General features: G+C 32.4%; 19 protein-coding genes. 9 read left to right on the forward strand and 10 right to left on the reverse strand.

The features are described 5' to 3' along the window. Positions 1 to 85: 85 nt before the first annotated feature. Genes NLJ00_RS18115 through NLJ00_RS18125 form a run of 3 tightly spaced genes read right to left on the reverse strand, consistent with a single transcriptional unit; the run spans position 86 to position 2438 of the window. Positions 86 to 919 (reverse strand): OmpA/MotB family protein, encoded by an 834-nt coding sequence (locus NLJ00_RS18115; RefSeq protein WP_053471411.1) that lies wholly within the window; start codon positions 917 to 919, stop codon positions 86 to 88. A 34-nt stretch (positions 920 to 953) separates the two neighbouring features. Continuing rightward, positions 954 to 1973, reverse strand: coding sequence for a glycosyltransferase family 2 protein (locus NLJ00_RS18120; RefSeq protein ID WP_256634864.1), 1020 nt, complete (start codon positions 1971 to 1973; stop codon positions 954 to 956). Positions 1974 to 1985: 12 nt separating this feature from the next. After that, positions 1986 to 2438, reverse strand: a complete 453-nt coding sequence (locus tag NLJ00_RS18125) for a type I restriction enzyme HsdR N-terminal domain-containing protein (protein ID WP_256634865.1) — start codon at positions 2436 to 2438, stop codon at positions 1986 to 1988. 101 nt (positions 2439 to 2539) lie between these two features. Here NLJ00_RS18125 and holA point away from each other — a divergent pair, with 101 nt between their 5' ends. From holA to ettA, 3 genes are all read left to right on the forward strand, one after another. Then, entirely contained in the window at positions 2540 to 3544 is a 1005-nt protein-coding gene (gene holA / locus NLJ00_RS18130) for a DNA polymerase III subunit delta (RefSeq protein ID WP_256634866.1), read from the forward strand. Positions 3545 to 3611: 67 nt separating this feature from the next. Continuing rightward, entirely contained in the window at positions 3612 to 3794 is a 183-nt protein-coding gene (locus NLJ00_RS18135) for a CAL67264 family membrane protein (protein ID WP_053471415.1), read from the forward strand. An 82-nt stretch (positions 3795 to 3876) separates the two neighbouring features. Further along, positions 3877 to 5568 carry an energy-dependent translational throttle protein EttA gene (gene ettA, locus NLJ00_RS18140; RefSeq protein ID WP_111291005.1) on the forward strand — a complete coding sequence of 564 codons (1692 nt, stop codon included), beginning with the start codon at positions 3877 to 3879 and terminating at the stop codon, positions 5566 to 5568. 244 nt (positions 5569 to 5812) lie between these two features. Here the strand turns inward: ettA and NLJ00_RS18145 are convergent, their stop codons facing one another. The 3 genes from NLJ00_RS18145 to NLJ00_RS18155 form a co-directional block, all read right to left on the reverse strand. Further along, positions 5813 to 6256 (reverse strand): thiol-disulfide oxidoreductase DCC family protein, encoded by a 444-nt coding sequence (locus NLJ00_RS18145; protein WP_256634867.1) that lies wholly within the window; start codon positions 6254 to 6256, stop codon positions 5813 to 5815. Positions 6257 to 6391: 135 nt separating this feature from the next. Next, positions 6392 to 6697 carry a GIY-YIG nuclease family protein gene (locus tag NLJ00_RS18150; RefSeq protein WP_256634868.1) on the reverse strand — a complete coding sequence of 102 codons (306 nt, stop codon included), beginning with the start codon at positions 6695 to 6697 and terminating at the stop codon, positions 6392 to 6394. A 345-nt stretch (positions 6698 to 7042) separates the two neighbouring features. Further along, entirely contained in the window at positions 7043 to 9208 is a 2166-nt protein-coding gene (locus tag NLJ00_RS18155; RefSeq protein WP_256634869.1) for an endonuclease MutS2, read from the reverse strand. 134 nt (positions 9209 to 9342) lie between these two features. Here NLJ00_RS18155 and NLJ00_RS18160 point away from each other — a divergent pair, with 134 nt between their 5' ends. Continuing rightward, positions 9343 to 10008, forward strand: a complete 666-nt coding sequence (locus tag NLJ00_RS18160; RefSeq protein WP_256634870.1) for a uracil-DNA glycosylase — start codon at positions 9343 to 9345, stop codon at positions 10006 to 10008. 142 nt (positions 10009 to 10150) lie between these two features. On the opposite strand, the gene NLJ00_RS18165 is transcribed toward NLJ00_RS18160, so the two are convergent. The 4 genes from NLJ00_RS18165 to porX all read right to left on the reverse strand — a co-directional run bounded on the left by NLJ00_RS18165 (position 10151) and on the right by porX (position 14149). Further along, positions 10151 to 10537 (reverse strand): DUF4258 domain-containing protein, encoded by a 387-nt coding sequence (locus tag NLJ00_RS18165; protein ID WP_053471420.1) that lies wholly within the window; start codon positions 10535 to 10537, stop codon positions 10151 to 10153. A gap of 36 nt (positions 10538 to 10573) precedes the next feature. Continuing rightward, complete coding sequence (locus NLJ00_RS18170) at positions 10574 to 11773, reverse strand: alanine dehydrogenase (protein ID WP_053471421.1); 1200 nt, start codon at positions 11771 to 11773, stop codon at positions 10574 to 10576. A 175-nt stretch (positions 11774 to 11948) separates the two neighbouring features. Beyond that, complete coding sequence (gene tsaE / locus NLJ00_RS18175) at positions 11949 to 12356, reverse strand: tRNA (adenosine(37)-N6)-threonylcarbamoyltransferase complex ATPase subunit type 1 TsaE (protein ID WP_256634871.1); 408 nt, start codon at positions 12354 to 12356, stop codon at positions 11949 to 11951. A gap of 239 nt (positions 12357 to 12595) precedes the next feature. Next, positions 12596 to 14149 (reverse strand): T9SS response regulator signal transducer PorX, encoded by a 1554-nt coding sequence (porX, locus tag NLJ00_RS18180; protein ID WP_053471424.1) that lies wholly within the window; start codon positions 14147 to 14149, stop codon positions 12596 to 12598. Positions 14150 to 14370: 221 nt separating this feature from the next. On the opposite strand from porX, the gene NLJ00_RS18185 reads away from it, so the two are divergent. The 5 genes from NLJ00_RS18185 to efp all read left to right on the forward strand — a co-directional run bounded on the left by NLJ00_RS18185 (position 14371) and on the right by efp (position 19617). Beyond that, complete coding sequence (locus NLJ00_RS18185) at positions 14371 to 15600, forward strand: HD domain-containing protein (RefSeq protein ID WP_256634872.1); 1230 nt, start codon at positions 14371 to 14373, stop codon at positions 15598 to 15600. Positions 15601 to 15639: 39 nt separating this feature from the next. Continuing rightward, positions 15640 to 16683 carry a UDP-3-O-(3-hydroxymyristoyl)glucosamine N-acyltransferase gene (gene lpxD, locus NLJ00_RS18190; RefSeq protein WP_073481315.1) on the forward strand — a complete coding sequence of 348 codons (1044 nt, stop codon included), beginning with the start codon at positions 15640 to 15642 and terminating at the stop codon, positions 16681 to 16683. After that, positions 16676 to 18064, forward strand: a complete 1389-nt coding sequence (locus tag NLJ00_RS18195) for a bifunctional UDP-3-O-[3-hydroxymyristoyl] N-acetylglucosamine deacetylase/3-hydroxyacyl-ACP dehydratase (protein ID WP_053471479.1) — start codon at positions 16676 to 16678, stop codon at positions 18062 to 18064. The genes lpxD and NLJ00_RS18195 overlap by 8 nt, the downstream gene beginning before the upstream one ends. Before the next feature lie 70 nt (positions 18065 to 18134). Beyond that, positions 18135 to 18920 carry an acyl-ACP--UDP-N-acetylglucosamine O-acyltransferase gene (gene lpxA / locus NLJ00_RS18200; RefSeq protein WP_029270176.1) on the forward strand — a complete coding sequence of 262 codons (786 nt, stop codon included), beginning with the start codon at positions 18135 to 18137 and terminating at the stop codon, positions 18918 to 18920. A 130-nt stretch (positions 18921 to 19050) separates the two neighbouring features. Continuing rightward, positions 19051 to 19617: an elongation factor P gene (efp, locus tag NLJ00_RS18205; protein ID WP_053471427.1), complete on the forward strand. Its 567-nt coding sequence runs from the start codon at positions 19051 to 19053 to the stop codon at positions 19615 to 19617. Positions 19618 to 19695 lie beyond the last annotated feature (78 nt).

Genomic DNA, 19695 nt, shown 5'->3' on the forward strand with positions numbered 1-19695 from the left:
GTTGTTAAAAAAAATTAAGGGTACAAAAAAAAGGCTGGTCAATTGACCAGCCTTTTCTGTATATAAAGTATATGTTACTTTAAAATTATTTTGCCTGTTTTTTCATTTCTTTCTCGATCATATCGTAGAATTGATCAATTTTAGGCATAACAACGATACGAGTTCTTCTGTTACGAGCTTTGTTCTCTGGAGAATCGTTTGCAACTAATGGAACGTATGAACTTCTACCAGCAGCAATTAATTTTGCAGGGTTAACATTTAAGTCATTTGTCAAGACACGAACGATAGAAGTAGAACGTTTAACACTTAAATCCCAGTTGTCTAGCAAAACTCCATTGCTTTTGTAAGGAACGTCATCTGTGTGACCTTCAACCATACACTCAAAATCAGGTTTGTCATTTACCACTTTAGCAACTTTAGCTAAAACTGATTTTGCTTTATCACTTACTTCATAGCTTCCGCTTTTGAATAATAATTTATCAGCGATAGAGATAAATACAACTCCTTTTTCAACATTGATTTCGATATCCGGATCGTTGATTCCAACTGCACCTTTTAAACTTGTAACTAATGCTAATGTTACACTGTCTTTTTTTGTAAGAGCATCTTGAAGTCTAGATATTTTTAAATCTTTCTCTTTTAAGCTTTCTAGCGATTTTTCTAAGTTTTCTGCACCTTTAGTAGTTAAAACTGTTAAATCTTTAGAGCTGTTGATTAAATCTTGATTGTGTTGTTTATAGCTTTCAGCTGTTGCTGCTAATCCTGCTTTTTCTTCCAGACAAGAATTTAATTTAACTGTGCAAGAGTTTAATAAATCTTGTGTCTCTTTTTGCTTAGCCTCTAAAGCAGCATATTGCTTTTTAGATACACACGAAGTTAAGGCCATTAATACTGATAGTGCGATAACTATTTTTCTCATAGGTATTATATTTAATTAAACGTTGATTACAAATTTAGTTTTTAATATTTTGATTACTGTTAAAGATTTCTTTAAAAACCTCTAATTTCTTTATATAATAAAGGAAAACGATACTTTTTACGGTATAGTATTGCTGTATTTGAAAATCTTTTCGTTTGTTTAGATATTTTAAAGATAGGCAATAAAATGAAAAATGCGCCTTTAAAATTGCAAAAGTATGCCCAAACTTTCCTTGTGTAAGAAAACGGATACCCGCAATTCCATCTAAAACCATTCGAAAGAAAATCACAAAGAACAATCCTTTTTTAGGAAGATTTTTGACAAGCATTAACAATGAATTCCTAAAGTTTAAATACGTTTTTTTAGGATTTCCCTGTTGTAAAGTTGCTCCTCCAACATGATAAACAACTGATTCTGAATTGTATTTTATTGTATGTCCTTCATTTGCAGCACGCCAGCATAAATCAATTTCTTCCTGATGCGCAAAAAAAGCTTCATCAAAACCTCCTAAAACATGATAGACTTCTTTTCTAATAAAGAAACAAGCGCCCGATGCCCAAAAAAGTTTACAGATGTCATTATATTGACCGTTGTCTTTTTCGACAGTATCAAAGATTCGGCCTCGGCAAAATGGAAAACCATATTTATCAATAAATCCGCCCGCTGCTCCGGCATATTCGAAATATTCCTTGTTTTTAAAATCCAGGATTTTTGGCTGAATAATAGCAGTTTCTTTTTCTTTATCGAAAGTTTCAATAATGGGTTTTAACCAATTTTCGGTTACTTCAATATCAGAATTAACTAAAGCATAAATCTCGGCATTTACACTTTGAAGTGCATCATTGTAGCCTTTTGCAAAACCGTAATTACCAGTATTTTGAATAATTTTTATTGAAGGATAATTTTCTCTAACAAAATTTACAGAATTATCTGTTGATGCATTATCAGCTACATAAATAGTAGCTTCTTCTGAATATTGTAAAACTGAAGGTAAAAATTGTTCTAACAATTTAACTCCGTTCCAATTTAAAATGACAACTGCTATTTTATCCAAAAGTGTTTTTTTTTATTTATTAATATGGTAATCTGGTAAGTTCTGCAAAAACTGATATTTTTCATTTTCAAAATCCATCTGACAGTAAAAATGATTTAACCCATTCGTGACATTCAAAAACCGTGCCTTCATGGTCATGTTATAACGGGCAATTTGATCAAAAGTTGCTTGTGATATTTTAACCTCAGGCGCTTTACACTCTACTAATATATGTATAGAACCATCTGAATTAAAAACCACAACATCATATCTTTTTCGTAATCCGTTGACCGTTAAAACTTTCTCTACATTGATTAGCGATTTCGGGTATTTTTTTTCATTAATTAAATAATGAACTACATGCTGACGAACCCATTCTTCTGGAGTAAGAATGATAAATTTTTTCCTGATTTCATCAAAAATAGACACTTTATTTTCGCTATTTTTGAATCGGAAAGTATATGTAGGGAAATTTAGTTTTAACATAAAGCAAATATAATTTGAAAATTAGTCAATTTGAAAATTAGTTAATTATTTTATTTCGAATTAAACTGAAAACTGATACTGAATACTGAAAACTAAATTTAATGGACGAAGTTGTAAAAATTGTCAATGATATCAAGGCAGGAGATATAAAACCTATTTATTTTTTAATGGGCGAAGAACCTTATTATATAGATAAATTGTCTGAATATATTGAGCAAAATGTACTGGCTGAAGAAGAAAAAGGATTTAACCAAACGGTTTTATACGGAAGAGATGTTTCTATTGAAGATATTGTTTCAACAGCGAAACGTTATCCTATGATGGCTGATCGTCAGGTTGTTATTGTGAAAGAAGCGCAGGATTTATCCAGAACAATTGATAAGATCGAATCTTATGTTGATAATCCGATGCAATCAACAGTTTTGGTTTTTTGTTACAAATATAAAACGCTCGATAAACGTAAAAAAGTAACCAAACTTTTAGCGCAAAAAGGAATTGTTTACGAAAGTAAAAAACTATACGAAAATCAGGTTGGAGATTGGATTAAGCGTGTTTTGGCTGGAAAAAAATATACAATCGATCCAAAGGCAAACGCCATGCTTGTTGAGTTTTTGGGAACTGATTTAAGTAAAATAAATAACGAATTAGAAAAACTGCAGATCATTTTACCGCAAGGAACAATGATTACACCACAGCATATTGAGGAAAATATTGGTTTTAGTAAAGACTATAATGTATTCGAACTTCGAAAAGCAATTGGCGAACGCAATCAGTTAAAAGCTTATAAGATTGCAGAAAATTTTGCTCATAATCCAAAGGAATACCCGCTGGTAATGACAACTGGTTTAGTTTTCGGATTTTTTGTACAGCTTTTAAAGTACCACGGACTTAAAGATAAAAATCCAAAGAACGTTGCAGCAGCAATTGGAGTAAATCCATATTTTTTAAAAGAATACGATTTGGCGGTAAAAAATTATCCCATGCGAAAAGTCAGTCAGATTGTTGGAGCTTTACGTGATATTGATGTAAAAAGTAAAGGAGTAGGGGCCAACGCTTTACCACAATCAGATTTGTTAAAAGAAATGCTGTATAAAATATTTAATTAAGCCATGAAAATTCACGATATTTGCCTTTTTAAAAATTTTACTACTTAAAAATAATAATTACACAATTATGGGAATGAATAAAAATACCGTTTTAGGATGGGCTACTTTTATAATGATACTTATGGGATTGTTGCTTATAGGTCTTGGCGCTTTTAGATATAGCGATGTTTCTGGCTGGGGATTTGCGGCGGCAGGTGTTGGTTTTTTTGCTAATGCCTGGGTTTTTAACGCTTTAAAAGGTAGAGTTTAATTTGATTCAATATCAATTGCAAAAATCAATTGCAATTTAAGGACAGTAAAAAAAATAATTAATTAAAATAAAAATAAATAGAATGTCAGACGATAAGAAAGTAATTTTCTCAATGCAAAAATTGAGTAAAACCTATCAGGGAGCAGACAAACCAGTACTTAAAAACATTTATTTAAGTTTCTTTTACGGGGCTAAAATTGGTATTTTGGGTCTTAACGGTTCTGGAAAATCTTCTCTTTTAAAAATTATTGCAGGAGTTGATAAAAATTATCAGGGAGATGTGGTTTTTCAACCAGGTTATACTGTAGGTTATTTAGAGCAGGAGCCAATTCTTGATGATTCTAAAACCGTTATCGAAATTGTTCGTGAAGGAGCTGCTGAAACTATGGCAGTTTTGGAAGAGTACAACCAAATTAATGATTTATTCGGTCTTGAAGAAAACTATTCAGATCCGGATAAAATGGATAAATTGATGGATCGTCAAGCGGCTTTACAAGACAAAATTGATGCTCTTGGTGCTTGGGAAATTGATACCAAATTAGAAATTGCAATGGATGCTTTGCGTACGCCGGAAGGTGATACGCCTATTAAAAACCTTTCCGGAGGTGAGCGTCGTCGTGTAGCTTTATGTCGTTTGTTATTACAACAGCCAGATGTATTGTTACTGGATGAGCCTACCAACCACCTTGATGCTGAATCTGTACTTTGGTTAGAGCAGCACTTAGCACAATATTCAGGAACTGTAATTGCGGTAACGCACGATAGATATTTCCTTGATAATGTGGCAGGTTGGATTTTAGAGTTGGATAGAGGAGAAGGAATTCCATGGAAAGGAAATTATTCTTCTTGGTTAGACCAAAAATCAAACCGTATGGCTCAGGAAGAAAAAGTAGCTTCAAAACGTAGAAAAACTTTAGAGCGTGAGTTAGAATGGGTTCGTCAGGGAGCAAAAGGACGTCAGACAAAACAAAAAGCACGTTTACAGAATTACGATAAATTATTAAATGAAGACCAAAAACAATTGGACGAAAACTTGGAAATCTATATTCCGAATGGTCCACGTTTAGGTACGAATGTTATTGAAGCTAAAAATGTTGCCAAAGCTTTTGGTGAAAAATTATTATATGATAATTTGAATTTTACTTTGCCACAAGCAGGTATTGTTGGAATTATTGGACCAAACGGTGCTGGTAAATCTACTATTTTCAAAATGATTATGGGAGAGCAAGCTACTGACAGCGGAGAATTTTCAGTTGGAGAAACTGTAAAAATTGCTTACGTAGATCAGTCACACTCTAACATTGATCCGAATAAATCTATTTGGGAAAACTTTGCTGATGGTCAGGAATTGATTATGATGGGAGGGAAGCAAGTAAATTCAAGAGCTTACTTATCTCGTTTCAATTTTGGCGGCGGCGAGCAAAACAAAAAAGTATCAATGTTGTCTGGTGGAGAACGTAACCGTTTACACTTAGCTATGACATTGAAAGAAGAAGGAAACGTACTTTTACTGGATGAGCCTACGAATGACTTAGATGTAAATACACTTCGTGCACTTGAAGAAGGTTTAGAGAATTTCGCAGGTTGTGCTGTAATTATTTCTCACGACAGATGGTTCTTAGACAGAATTTGTACTCACATCTTAGCTTTTGAAGGTGACTCTGAAGTTTATTTCTTCGAAGGAAGTTTCTCTGATTATGAAGAAAATAAAAAGAAACGTCTTGGTGGTGATTTAACTCCTAAACGTTTGAAATATAGAAAATTGATTAGATAATAAAATCTAAATTTTCAATAAAAAAATCCCAAATTCCAAATTGTAATAGATTTGAAATTTGGGATTTTTGTTTTTATTAAGTTTTTCCGTTTTGTTTGTCATTTCGACGAAGGAGAAATCTTCGCGAGAAGCTCGACAAAGATTGGGTTTTCGTTACGGAGTTACTTGCGAAGATTTCTCGTTCCTCGAAATCACAATATTGTGAAATTGGAATTTGGAATTTTAGATTTGGAATTTTTATTTTTTAAAGAAACTTAGCCTTCAATTCCGGAGTAGGAATCATACAGCTTTCTTTTTTGCCATACCATTTGTAACGGTTTTTAGCAATATAGTTGTAAATATAATTTCGAAGTTTTTCAGGTAAAATTTTAAAAACAGAAAGTAAAGTGTAAAATCCGCCCAAGTCATTTGCAATTTCTATAACTGCGGATGATTTATGATAATAAGCAACTCCAGGATTATACAAAATAATGCTGTCAATTTTAGTTTGATCAACACCAATATACTTACAAATTTCTTTTCCCAAATCTGACTGCAAAGCCACAAAACGAAAAACATTTTTTTTGTCATGTTTGATAATAAACTGAACTGCGCCGTTGCATAAGTTGCAAACGCCATCGAAGAGGATTATTTTTTTACCAGCAACAGTCATTGCGAGGAACGAAGCAATCTCATTTTGGGTTTTCATATTTTGTAGTTGCTTATATTTTTATATATTATGGTTGCTCGTATTTGTGCGGTTGCTTCGTTCCTCGCAATGACCTTGCGTGTGTGTCTTTGCGAGGAACGAAGCAATCTCACTATGTATTTCCATTTTGGTATTCTACATAATCATTATATCTTCAATTTCTTCAAACAAGTCTTTCCAATTTGGATTTATTGAACGAATCAAATTGTTTTTTGCTTCTCTTGATCCGGCCTTGATTTGCTTTTCTCTCGTTATTGCATCTTCAATCAATTGGAATTGCTCGTAGTAGACCAGAATGTTTAGATTATATTTTGCTGAGAATGATTTTGGATATTTTTTGTTTTTATGTTCTAAGATTCTTTGTGGAAGATTTGATGTTACACCAGTGTAGACAACGGTTTGGTATTTATTGGTTATGATATAAACAAAACCTGGCTTCATAATTTTTATTGTTAAGTCATTGCGAGGTACGAAGCAATCTCATTATTACATAAACTTTATATTTGCTTATGTTAGTGTGGTTGCTTCGTACCTCGCAATGACAAAACTATAAATAAAAATTAAATTGTAAGATTTTTATTTCTATTTATTTTATTTATAAATATATCGAAATCAATAAATTTTACAAATCAAAAATGACTTTCATAAATTATTTTTAATCGATTTTTAAAATATTTACATCTTCGTAATTATCTTTTTAAAGATCGTTTCTTAAATCGCTTTATTTTAATTTTTCTCCCATTTTCAAACTAAAACTGTCTCTATGACTGAAAACTAAAAAAAAACTTATTTCTTTCCAGCTTCAACAAACTCTAATTCGTCTAAACTTACTTTCGAAGTAAAAATTCCGTAATTGACAGTTGCTTTATTTTTTTCTATTGAATCAATACTTCCAACAGATCTTCCGTCGAGCATTCTAACTCTGTCACCAACTTTTAAAATTGGTTTTGGTTTTTCTATAACTGGTTTGAGTTTCTTCTCTTTTTTCTCTTTACGAATTTCTTCAACTTTTACCTGAACTTCAGCAATAACTTCTTTTTGTTTTTCAACTTTTGCCTTAACTTCTTTTGGAGTTGCTTTTTTACGTTTTGAGTTTTCTATTTCGACAATTTTCAAAAATTCCCCAATAAGTTCTTTTTTGTTTTTGTTATTGAAATATTTCTCAGCAATATCATCAATTTTTTGTCCTATATATATGATCTTCTGGTTGCTGTCATATAATTCCTGATAGCTTTCTAATTTCTGCTGGATTCTTGTATTGATGTTTTCCATCTTTTTACTTTCCTCACGAGCGCGGGTTTCTTCTTCTTTTAAGTTTAAAGAAGTTTTTTCGAGCTTCGATCTTTCCTTTTGAAGTGTTGCAATGGTTTTATCAAAACGAACTTTTCCGACTTCGATTTTCTTTTTCGCACGATTAATTAATCCAAACGGAATTCCATTTTTTTGTGCAACCTCAAATGTAAACGAACTTCCTGCCTGTCCTAAAGCCAATTTGTACATTGGTTCTAAAGACTTTTCGTCAAACATCATATTGGCATTTGTAGCAAAAGGCAATTCGTTAGCCAGAATTTTTAAATTTGAATAGTGCGTTGTAATAATTCCGAAGGCTTCGCGGTGATAAAATTCTTCCAGAAAAATTTCAGCTAAAGCTCCACCCAATTCAGGATCAGAACCTGTACCAAATTCATCAATTAAAAACATGGTTTTCTTGTTGCATTTCTTCAAGAAATAATTCATGTTTTTTAAACGATAACTATATGTACTTAAATGATTTTCAATAGATTGGTTATCTCCAATATCTGTCAAAATTCTGTCAAACAAGAAAGTTTCGCTTCGTTCATGAGCCGGAATTAATATTCCAGATTGTAACATCAATTGTAACAAACCAACTGTTTTTAAGGAAATTGTTTTTCCTCCGGCATTTGGACCAGAAATTACAATAATTCTGTTTTCTTGTTTTAATTCAATTGTCTGCGGATGTGTAACTTCATTTTTTTGCTTGTTGTTCAAATACAAAATTGGGTGATACGCTTCTCTAAAAAACAATCTTCTTTCCTCAGTAATTGTTGGCAAAATTCCATTGATTCGGTTGGCATATTTTGCTTTTCCGGCAACGACATCAATATCACTCAAAAAGTCTTGATATTCAATTAGTAAAGGTAAATACGGACGAATGATATTCGATAAATTCTTCAAAATTCTCGTAATTTCTTCTTTCTCTTCGTATTCAAGATTTGCTAATTCTCTTGAATATTTTAAAGTAGCTTCAGGTTCAATGTAAGCAATGCTTCCGGTTTTAGAACTTCCTAAAATAGAGCCTTTTACCTTACGTCTGTACATGGCAAGAACTGCCAAAACACGTCGGTTTTGAACGAAACTTTCTTTAATATCATCTAAATATCCTAAGCCATTGTATTGCGTTAAAGCTACACCAAAACTTTGGTTTACTTTTCCTCGAACCAAGTTCATATTCTGACGAATACTCAAAAGTGCGGGAGAAGCATTGTCTTTAATTTCTCCGTATTTATCAACAATTGCATCAATATGAGTTATGATGTCTTTTGTTAATTCTACACGAGAAGCTCTTGCATTTAAGTTAGGATAATAATCGTCAAATTTTTTCAGGAAGTTTAATAAGACATTTGTTGTCGCAGAAAGATTAGCAATTTTTCTAAAACTGCCTACTTCAAGAAAACTGTCTTCAATTGCTAAAAACTTAATTTCGTGCGTTATAGCGTCAAATCCATGATTTGGAATTGCGTTGTTATTTTCAAAAGACGAAACATATTCTGAAGTCTGCATTAAAGACTGCATTAAGGTTTCTTTATCTCTGAATGGTGTTATTTGTAAAGCTTTTTCTTTTCCAATATCTGTATTACAGCCAGCCGAAATAGTTTCGAGCACTGTTGGAAATTGTAAATCTTGTAATGTTTTTTCGGTAATACTAATCATTTAATTTCTTTAAGAAAGTACAGGCAAAAATACAAAAATAGTATCATTGAATACTGTAAAGTTATTGTGTTATTTTATTGTTTGTTAAAGTATGATTTAACTTAAAAATTTCTGAAATTCGCATAAAAAAAATTATGGACGTAAAAATGCATTCTTCCTGGAAACCGGTTTTGAATGAAGAATTTGAAAAACCTTATTTCAATGAATTAATCGATTTTGTAAAATCAGAATATTCTACTAAGGTATGTTATCCAAAAGGAAGCCAGATTTTTTCAGCTTTTGATCATTGTCATTTCGATCAGGTAAAAGTGGTTATCATTGGTCAGGATCCTTATCACGGACCTAATCAGGCAAATGGTTTGTGTTTTTCTGTAAATGACGGAATTCCGTTTCCTCCATCTTTATATAATATTTTCAAAGAAATCGAAACTGATTTAGGAAAGCCGCTTCCAAAAACCGGAAATTTAGAGCGCTGGGCAGATCAGGGTGTTTTTCTTTTAAATGCTACTCTAACCGTTAGACAATCTGAAGCCGGAAGTCATCAGGGAAAAGGCTGGGAAAAATTTACTGACGCTGTTATTAAACAAATTTCTGCCGAAAAAGAAAATGTTGTGTTTTTACTTTGGGGCGGTTTTGCTCAAAAGAAAGCAACATTGATCGACGCTTCAAAACATCATATTTTAAAATCAGGACATCCATCTCCCTTAAGTGCTAATAGAGGTTTTTGGTTTGGAAATAAACATTTCAGCCAGACAAATGCTTTTCTAAAATCAAAAGGACTTAAGGAAATAGAGTGGTAAAAAGCTTAATTTTTCATTTCGAGGAACGAGAAATCGCACTAGTAATTCCGTCAAGATTATCACTAATCTTTGTCGGGTTTCGTGTGCGATTTCTCGTTCCTCGAAATGACAAGAAACTTAATAAATTTAATAGATTTATAGACTATTTTTCGACAGCTTTCTTAATAATTTCTTCTAAAACAGCTTCGTTTTCGTAGTTAGTAACTTTTAGAATAATCTCCTGATTTTTAACTGTTTTTCCTTCAATGACATATAATTTTCCCTTGTTAAACGGAACATTACTTTGGTCAAAATCAACATCACCGTAAGTTAAAGTATTTTTAATATCGGCAGTATCAACCCATTTTTCGTTTAAAGTCTGAATTGCTTTATCGGAATATTTAAAAGGTTTTGTTCTTAGATTGTTTAAAACTCGGGCGTTTGGAAAATAATTGCAGCGAGTGTCTTTACCACTAAATACAAGGGCTACAAAAAAGCATCCCATAATTAATCCAATCAAATAATATGCAAAACGGTGTACGAACTTCATGAAATAAAATTTTGGCAAAGGTACATTAAAGTTCCTTTAAAATACAAGTAAATTAATATCGTTGTCTGGCAGGTCGAACCAGTCGCCAATAGCTTTATTTGTTAAAATTCCATGATATAAATAAATTCCGTTTTTAAGTCCTTTATTGCATCGAATTGCACTTTCTAAACCACCATCTTCGGCTATCTGATGTAAGTAAGGTGTTAGGATGTTACTAATTGATAATGAGGCAGTTTTGGAATAACGTGAAGGTATATTTGGTACACAATAGTGTAAAACATTACTTTTTATGAAAGTAGGTTTTTCGTGAGTTGTAACTTCAGAGGTTTCGAAACAACCTCCCGTATCAATGCTCACATCGACAATTACAGCGCCTTTTTTCATGTGTTCGACCATAGTTTCATTCACTACAATCGGACATCTTTCTTTTCCTCTCATCGCTCCAATCGCAACGTCACAACGTCTTAAAGCTTTTAATAAGCCTTTTTGTTGTATCGTTGAAGTGAAAATTCGCTGGTTTAAATTATTTTGTAAACGACGTAATTTTGTGATTGAATTATCAAAAACTTTTACGTTTGCACCTAATCCTATGGCTGTTTTTGCTGCAAATTCACCAACCGTTCCGGCTCCAAGAATTACAACTTCAGTAGGAGGGACGCCGGTAATATTTCCGAATAAAAGCCCTTTTCCAAATTCATCTGTAATCATTAATTCGGCAGCAATAAGGATTGAAGCAGTTCCTGCAATTTCGCTTAGCGATTTTACGGCAGGATAAGAACCGTCTTCATCTTTAATATATTCAAAAGCTAAAGCTGTAATTTTTTTTTGTGCCAAAGCTTCGAAATAAGCTTTCTTTTTGGTTTTTAACTGAATAGCCGAAATGATTGTAGTTTCAGGATTTATCATTTCAATTTCAGCTAATGTTGGCGGTTCTACTTTTAATAGAAGCGGACAACCGAAAACTCTTTTGGTATCTTTTGTAATTTCTGCACCAGCATCTGAGTATTCCTTATCGGTATAACTCGAACTTTCTCCTGCTCCAGATTCAATCATAACACGATGACCTTCATAAGTAAGGGAATTTACGGCATCAGGAGTCAAACAGATACGACGTTCCTGATAGCTTGTTTCCTTAGGAATTCCTATGAAAAGTTCTCTTTTAAAACGACCAACCTCAAGTTTTTCTTCTTGTGGAAGCAATTGTTGTTTTGTAAATGGAGTTAAGGTAATTGACATGGATTGTGCAAAATATTAAGGGTACAAATTACGTAAAAAGTTTTAAAATTAGTGCAAAAATTCTGCTAATAGTAAAGTCTAATGTTAAGTTATTTTTTGAGGATCTTTGTGTTAAATTTTATTACAATTCCGAAGCCTCGGGACACAAAGAATTCACAGAGGTTCGCAGAGTTTTCTAAGCTAATTTCAATTCTCTTTTCCCGTCTGCCAATAATTCAATATTAATTGTAGAATATTCTTCCGGAAGCAGATTACTAATTTTTTCAGACCATTCGATAAAACACCAATTTCCTGAGTATAAATAATCATCAACACCCATATCAAGCGCTTCGGTTTCTTTATTTAATCGGTAGAAATCAAAATGATAAACGGTTTGATTATTAGATGTATAATATTCATTTACCAAAGAAAAAGTCGGGCTGCTGGTTGCATCCTGAACTCCTAAACTTTTGCATAACTGCTTGATTAAAGTAGTTTTTCCAACGCCCATTTCTCCATTAAAAAGAATGATTTTTTTAGGGTTTGAATCTAAAATTTGCTGTGCAACTTCCTGAATTTGATCTAATGAAAAAACGATAGTCATTTTTATGTTTATTTATTTTAGTCTCAGTCGCAGTTAACAGTCTCAGACTGAAAACTGTTAACTGCGACTGTAAACTTTTTTATTCATTTCAATTATCTTCCGCGAAAGCGAAATTATTTTTTTGCCACAGATTAAAAGGATTTTAAGGATTTTTTTAATCTGTGTTAATCTTTTTAATCTGTGGCAAAATCTATTTTAAATCAGCTTCAAGTTCTCACTGAAAACTGAGACTGAAAACTTTATTTAGGGTTAAATACCAAGAACGGAATAATCATTTCTTCTAACGAAATTCCGCCATGTTGATATGTGTTTTTATAATAACTCACATAATGATTATAGTTGTTTACGTAAGCCAGGAAAAAATCATTTTTGGCAAAAATAAACGAACTACTCATATTTATGGCAGGCAAACCAATTGTTTTGGGTTCTTTAACTACGTAAACATCTTTTTGTTCGTATGTTAAACTGCGGCCTGTTTTGTAGCGCAAATTTAAACTTGTATTTTTATCTCCCACAACTTTCGACGGATTTTTTACATTAATTGTTCCGTGATCTGTGGTTAAAATCAATTTGAAACCTAAAACTTGTGCCTGCTGGATAATTTCCAGTAAAGGAGAATTCTTAAACCAGCTTAAGGTTAAAGAACGATACGCTTTATCATCAGAAGCTAATTCTTTTACGACTTCCATTTCTGTTTTAGCATGCGAAAGCATATCCACAAAATTGTAAACAACCGTTACTAAGTCGTTTCCTTTTAGGGCTTTAAAGTTTTCTGCCAGTTTTTTACCTCCGGCATAATTGGTGATTTTAAAATAATCTTCCTTAATATTTAATCCTAAACGCTTTATTTGTGCCGAAAGAAATTCAGCTTCGTAAAGGTTTTTTCCTCCGTCTTCAACGTCATTTTTCCAATATTGCGGAAACTGCTTTTCCATGTCTAAAGGCGTTAAACCTGAGAAAATAGCATTTCTGGCATATTGTGTAGCGGTTGGAAGAATAGAGAAATACGGAACTTCTTTTTCTAATTTGTAATAATTAGAAATTACAGTTTCAAAAGATTTCCATTGATCGTAACGAAGATTATCAATTACAACAAACAAGATTGGTTTGTCTTTCTTTTTGATTTCCGGAACTACTAATTCTTTAAATAAATTATGCGACTGAATTGGTTTGTCTGCTTTTGGTGCAAACCAGTCTTCATAATTTCTTTCAATATATTTCCCGAATTGAGAATTGGCTTCAACCTTTTGAGATTCAAGAATTTCGACCATTGCCTGATCGTTAATGTTTTCTAATTTTAATTCCCAGAAAAGGAGCTTTTTATACAATTCAACCCAGTCTTCATACGAATTTACCATCGCTAATTCCATTGAAATTTTTCGGAATTCTTTCTGATAATCGAGCGTTGTTTTTTCTGAAATTAATCTGGAATCGTCCAGATTTTTCTTCAAACTCAATAAAATCTGATTCGGATTTACTGGTTTTATCAAATAATCGGCGATTTTAGAACCAATCGCTTCTTCCATTATATATTCTTCCTCACTTTTGGTAATCATAATCATCGGGATGGCAGATTTTTTCTCTTTCATTTCAGAAAGGGTTTCAAGTCCGCTCATTCCCGGCATATTTTCATCAAGGAAAACAATGTCGAAATTTTCTTCTTCAAACAAAGCAATGGCATCAAGGCCGTTGTTGCTTGTGGTAACTTCGTAATTCTTTTTTTCGAGAAATAATATATGTGGCTTTAAAAGATCGATCTCATCATCGACCCAAAGTATTTTTATCTTATCCATAAACAGTTTTAATTTTAATGCAATTTAAAAGTATAGAACTTAAAAAGTATTAAAAATAGTATAAAATTAAGGATGACGAATTGAAATTTATTTAGAATTATTTTTTGCGCCTTTTTAATGTTTAAGAAAATACTTATAGTAAATATCTGTTTTTTAAGTTAAAAACTGAAATGAATTTATACTTAATTACTTATATTTGTTGACCAAAAAATAACCAAAGAGTGACTCAAATTAACAAATTAAAAATATTCAATGACCCTATTTACGGGTTTATAACTATACCGAACGAACTCATCTACGACCTAATTCAACACCCTTATTTTCAGCGTTTGCGACGTATATCGCAAATGGGATTATCGTATTTAGTTTATCCGGGAGCAAATCATACTCGTTTTCATCATGCTTTGGGCTGTATGCATTTAATGCAAAAGGCTGTTGAAAGTCTTCGTTTTAAAGGTGTTGCGATTTCAAATGAGGAAGAATGTGCTTTATTAATTGCTATTTTACTGCATGATATTGGGCATGGACCGTTTTCGCATGCTATGGAAAAAAGTATTGTTGAAGATGTAAATCACGAAGCTATTTCATTATTGTTTATGAACAGGCTTAATGATGAATTTGACGGAAGATTAAGCCTTGCAATTCAGGTTTTTAAAGGTGAATATCATAGAAAATTCATGCTGCAGTTGATTTCAAGTCAATTAGATATGGACAGAATGGATTATCTTAAAAGAGATAGTTTTTATACTGGAGTTGCAGAAGGAAATGTGAATTCAGAACGTTTAATTCAGATGATGAATGTAGTTGACGATGTTCTGGTGATTGAGGAAAAAGGTATTTATTCTGTAGAGAAATTTCTGCTTTCGCGAAGATTAATGTACTGGCAGGCTTATTTGCATAAAACAAGTCTGGTTGCCGAGTTAATTTTAATGAAAGTACTGAAAAGAGCTAAAGAATTGACTTTAAAAGGAGTTAAACTTCCTTGTAGTGAACCGCTTTTGTATTTTATGCAAAACAAAATTAGTCTTGAAGATTTTGATGCCGAAAAACTGGATTTATTTTCACAGTTAGATGATTTTGATATCATCAGCGCTTTAAAAGCATGGCAGAGAAATCCTGATTTTATACTTTCTACTTTAAGTAAAATGATCATTAACAGAGATTTATTAAAGATTAAACTTAGTGCAGACAAAATTCCGATGGAAGAATCCCAGTCTTTAAAAGAAGAATTTGCAGAAGCACATAATATTTCGGCACTAGATGCCGGATATTTTATTTTTAGAGGTAAAATTAAGAATCAGGCTTATAGTAAAGCTGCCGAACCAATACGAATTTTGAAAAAAGATAAAACAATTGAGGATGTTGTCGAAGCTTCTGATCAGTTGAATCTTAAATCGTTATCTAAATTGGTGACAAAATATTATATCTGTTTTCCAAAACAACTTATCTAAAATTAACATTTAAAATCTATTTTTTATATTTTTGTCGCGATGAAATTTACAGCAGAACAAATAGCAGGAATTTTAGAAGGAGAAGTTGTTGGGAATCCCAATGCCGAAGTTTCTCGACTTTCTAAGATAGAAGAAGGAGAGGAAGGATCTCTTACTTTTTTGGCTAACCCGAAATATATCAACTATATATATACTACAAAAGCTACAGTTACCATTGTTAACGACAGCTTTATACCTGAACAGGAAATCACTACTACATTAATTAAGGTTGAAGATGCTTATGCTTCTTTTTCTAAACTATTGCATTTTTACAATCAGGTAAAATTGAATAAAAATGGAATCGAACCACAGTCTTTTATGTCTGAGGGAACTAAATATGGCGAAAACTTGTATTTAGGAAGCTTTAGTTATATTGGACAAAATGTAGTTTTAGGGAATAATGTGAAAATTTACCCAAACAGTTTTATTGGCGATAATGTTGTTATTGGCGATAATGTGTTTATTTTTGCCGGTGCAAAAATTTATTCAGAAACTATAATTGGTAATAATTGCACGATACATTCCGGTACTATTATAGGTGCAGATGGTTTTGGTTTTGTACCAAATGAAGAAGGAGTTTATAGTAAAGTGCCGCAAATAGGTAATGTAATTATCGAAGATAATGTAGATATTGGTGCCAATACTACAATTGACAGAGCAACTCTGGGTTCTACAATTATTAGACAAGGAGTTAAATTAGACAATCAAATTCAAATCGCCCATAATGTTGAAATTGGTAAAAATACTGTAATTGCTGCGCAAAGCGGTGTTGCAGGTTCTACTAAAATTGGCGAAAACTGTATGATTGGCGGACAGGTTGGTATCGCAGGCCACTTAACAATAGGAAATAATGTGAGACTTCAGGCACAGTCTGGAGTGGCAAGAAACATTAAAGATGATGAAATTCTGCAAGGAACGCCATCGCTTGGATATACTGATTTTAATAAATCGTATGTTCATTTCAAAAATCTTCCTAAAATAGTTGCCGAAGTTGAAGAAATAAAAAAACAAATAATAAACCCAAAAAATGGAAATAATGGTTAAACAGAAGACCATCAAAAATGAAATTTCACTAAAAGGCGTTGGATTACATACTGGAAAAGAAGTTACAATGACTTTTAAACCAGCTCCAATTAATAATGGTTTCACTTTTGTAAGAGTAGATTTGCAAGGCCAGCCAGTCATTGAGGCTGACGCTAATTATGTTGTTAATACGCAAAGAGGAACTAATTTAGAAAAATTAGGTGTTAAAATACAAACTCCGGAACACGTTTTAGCGGCTGTAGTTGGCTGCGATTTGGATAATATTATTATTGAATTGGATGCCTCTGAACTTCCTATCATGGATGGTTCATCAAAATATTTTGTTGAAGCAATTGAAAAAGCAGGAATTGAAGAACAAGACGCAAGCCGTAATGTTTATGTAGTAAAAGAAGTTATTTCATTTACTGATGAAGCTACAGGAAGCGAAATCCTTGTTATGCCAAGCGATGAGTATCAAGTAACTACGATGGTAGATTTTGGTACAAAAGTTTTAGGTACTCAAAATGCTACGCTTAAAAGTTTATCAGATTTTAAACAAGAAATTGCAAGCTCAAGAACTTTTAGTTTTTTACATGAACTAGAATCTTTACTAGAGCACGGTTTAATTAAAGGCGGCGATTTAAATAACGCTATTGTTTATGTAGACAAAGAAATCTCTGAGTCTACAATGGCTAATTTAAAGAAAGCTTTTGGTAAAGAAGAGATTTCTGTTAAACCAAACGGAGTTTTAGATAACCTTACTTTGCATTATCCAAACGAAGCTGCAAGACACAAATTACTTGATGTTATTGGAGATTTATCTTTAATTGGAGTTCGTATTCAAGGAAAAATCATTGCAAATAAACCAGGTCACTTTGTAAACACTCAGTTTGCTAAAAAACTGGCAAAAATCATTAAAATAGAGCAGAGAAATCATGTTCCTGTTTATGATTTAAACCAAGAGCCATTGATGGATATTCACAAAATTATGGCTATGCTTCCTCACAGACCACCATTTTTGTTGATTGACAGAATTATAGAAATGTCTGATCGTCATGTGGTTGGTTTGAAGAATGTTACTATGAACGAGAATTTCTTCGTAGGACATTTCCCTGAAGCTCCAGTAATGCCGGGAGTTTTAATTGTTGAAGCAATGGCACAAACAGGTGGAATTTTGGTTTTAAGCACTGTTCCGGATCCTGAAAATTATTTAACATATTTCATGAAAATTGACAATGTTAAATTCAAGCACAAAGTATTGCCGGGTGATACCTTAATTTTCAAATGTGAGTTGATTTCTCCTATCAGAAGAGGAATCTGCCATATGCAGGCAAATGCCTATGCTAACGGAAAATTAGTGACTGAGGCAGAATTAATGGCACAAATTGCAAGAAAACAATAATTAATCAAATTTATTGTTTAGGTTTGTTGCCCTAAAAATTAGACTATTTTAATTAAAATATAAAACATAGATGAATCAACCATTAGCATATGTTCATCCAGGCGCTAAAATCGCTAAAAATGTTGTAATTGAACCTTTTACAACAATTCACAATAATGTTGTTATTGGAGACGGTACTTGGATTGGTTCAAATGTGACCATCATGGAAGGTGCTCGTATTGGTAAAAATTGCAACATTTTTCCGGGAGCTGTAATTTCTGCGGTGCCGCAAGATTTAAAATTTGGAGGAGAAGATTCTCTTGCAATTATTGGAGATAACTGTACGATTAGAGAATGTGTTACTATAAATAGAGGTACAGTAGCTTCTGGACAAACTATTCTTGGAAACAATTGTTTAGTTATGGCTTATGCTCACATTGCACACGATTGTGAGATTGGTAATAACGCTATCATTGTAAATGGTGTAGCATTAGCAGGACACGTTGTTGTTGGGAATCACGCTGTAATTGGTGGTTTAGCAGCAATTCACCAATTTATTCATATTGGCGATCACGCTATGATTTCTGGCGGGTCTTTGGTAAGAAAAGATGTTCCTCCTTATACAAAAGCGGCTAAAGAACCATTATCATACGTTGGTATCAATTCTGTTGGTTTAAGAAGAAGAGGATTTAGTACTGAAAAAATTAGAGAAATTCAGGAAATTTACAGAATTTTATATCAAAAGAATTACAATACAACACAAGCTTTAAGTATTATTGAAGCTGAAATGGAAGCTACTCCTGAGAGAGATGAAATTCTTGATTTTATCAGAAATTCATCACGAGGAATTATGAAAGGTTATTCAGGGAATTATTAATTTTAGAGTTTAGATTTCTGATTTTAGATTTCTAAGCTGTAAAATAAAATTTAAATCATATTATAAAAATACAATGTGGATCAGTTTTTAAATCTAAAATCTACATTCAAAAATCTAAAATAAAAAACAAATGGCATCTACATCAGATATTAGAAACGGATTGTGTATTAAATTTAATCACGATATCTATAAAATCATTGAATTTCTTCACGTTAAACCAGGAAAAGGTCCAGCTTTCGTAAGAACTAAATTAAAAAGTTTAACTTCGGGTAAAGTATTGGATAATACTTTTTCTGCAGGACACAAAATTGACGTTATTAGAGTTGAGACACATACATTCCAGTTTTTATATCCAGAAGGTGATGAATTTCACTTTATGAATGCAGAGACATTTGAACAAATTTCTTTGAACAAAAATATCTTAGATGCTCCGGATTTATTAAAAGAAGGAACAAACGTAATGGTTCAGATTAATACTGAAACTGATTTACCTTTATCTGTAGATATGCCTGCATCTGTAGTTCTTGAAGTTACTTACGCTGAGCCGGGAGTAAAAGGAAATACAGCTACAAACGCTACGAAAAATGCTACAGTAGAAACTGGAGCTTCTGTAAACGTTCCGTTGTTCATCAACGAAGGTGATAAAATTAAAATCGATACAGCTTCAGGTTCTTACATGGAGCGTGTAAAAGAGTAGTTTTTATAAGTTTTCAGTTTTCAGTCACAGTTTTTCAGTTTGTTGATTGAAAACTGTGACTGAAAACTGAGACTAAAA

It is taken from the genome of Flavobacterium panici (assembly GCF_024499525.1).
GTDB lineage: Bacteria > Bacteroidota > Bacteroidia > Flavobacteriales > Flavobacteriaceae > Flavobacterium > Flavobacterium panici.